Source organism: Neisseria sp. P0009.S007 (assembly GCF_051962515.1).
In genome coordinates this window covers 1-1,488 of record NZ_JBQCVF010000318.1, presented here as the reverse complement: position 1 = coordinate 1,488, position 1,488 = coordinate 1, and the positions used below count along the sequence as shown (strand labels likewise).

Genomic DNA, 1,488 nt, shown 5'->3' with positions numbered 1-1,488 from the left:
GTTTACGCCTAACAACATAATAATGTCCTTTCATTAAGGTTTCAGACGGCCTGAGTCATTACCTATCAAAGGCCGTCTGAAAAAAATTCAACTGCCCAAGCCAAACTGCTGCAACTGCTGCAAAACCTGCCGAGACTTGATGCCCTCGGGGAGAAGGTTGTCAATCAAAAGCCGCGTTACTTTCAAAGCCTGCCCCAGACTTTCCTGATGAACGAAGCTGCCTTCCCTCAAATCGATTAACGTCGCGCCCAATACGGCCACGCCCTTATTGAGCGCATGGAAACGGTCGGCCTCGGACAGGGGAACCACAGCCTCTTCCGGCGTGAGCCAATAAGTTTCTTCACCGTTGATTTCATTTCCGTTGCCGTCATGGAACAAATCGGGGGCAAAGCCCAAGCGTGTCAGCAGAGACCATTCAAAACGGCGCAAAGCGGCAATGTGGTTGGCCTCGCAACAGATGGTTTTCATGGTTTCCGCCAAAACATCGTAAAGCTCGGGCAACGGGTCTTCGCGGACGGTCAATTTCAGCATCAACTCGTTCACATACAATCCGCTGAACAAAGCCCTGCCCTGCGGCTGCGGCCAACCGCCTATCCATTCGGCGCGATGCAGGGTCTTCAACTCTTGAGAACCATACCAAGACGCGCTCACCGGCACAAACGGCACCAACACGCCGCGCAATTCGCTCTGCCGTTTGCGCGCGCTTCTGGCCAACAAAGCTACCCGCCCATAACGGCGGCTGAAAGCCTCCACCCACAAGCTGCTCTCGCGCCACGGGGCGGAGGCAAGCAGAAAGATAGGTTCGTGGTTGATGCGGTTTGGTTGCGCCATAAGGGTTTGGAAAGATAAAGATTGTGTCGATTATAACGGAAAATCGATGCAAAAGGCCGTCTGAAAGTCCGCCTTCTATAAAGGCCGTCTGAAAACCTTTATAATCCGTTTTGAATGAACAATTGACTTTCCTGTGTTTATGCCAAAATTCCCTTTTAAATCTGCCCTTTCCCTGCTCTCCGCAGCCTTATTATCCGCATGCTCGCTGGTGAAATATCAGCCTCTTGCCGGTATTGATACGGTCAACCTGCAACGTGGCTACCGCTTTGAAACCAGCCAACTTCAGCGCAACAACGAAGACGATACGCTTATTGTATTGATGTTCTCCGGCGGCGGTACGCGCGCGGCAGCCTTAGGTTATGGCGTGTTGGAACAGCTTCATAAGCAACAGATTACCATCGGCGGCAAAAAACAATCTCTGATGTCGAATGTCGATGTGGTGGTCGGCGTATCTGGCGGCTCGGTTTTGGCAGCTTATTTTGCACTCAAGGGCGAAGAAACCATTCCTTTGTTTTATAAACGTTTCCTACACCAAAACTTCCAACGCCAAGTCGTCAAACAGGCATTCTCCATGTCCAACCTGCCCCGACTGGCCTCGCCTGAATACGGACGCGGCGATCTGTTGCAGGAGCAGTTTGAAAACTACCTTTTCGGCAA

The 1,488-nt window shown here is 51.5% G+C and carries 2 protein-coding genes; one reads left to right on the top strand and one right to left on the bottom strand.

Annotated features, from left to right (window positions below):
* Nucleotides 1-87: 87 nt before the first annotated feature.
* Nucleotides 88-831 carry a DNA repair protein RecO gene (gene recO, locus ACTHS3_RS12870; protein ID WP_070608989.1) on the bottom strand — a complete coding sequence of 248 codons (744 nt, stop codon included), beginning with the start codon at nt 829-831 and terminating at the stop codon, nt 88-90.
* A gap of 139 nt (nt 832-970) precedes the next feature.
* On the opposite strand from recO, the gene ACTHS3_RS12865 reads away from it, so the two are divergent.
* A partial coding sequence (locus ACTHS3_RS12865) for a patatin-like phospholipase family protein (RefSeq protein WP_440368116.1) occupies nt 971-1,488 on the top strand: 518 nt, incomplete at its 3' end.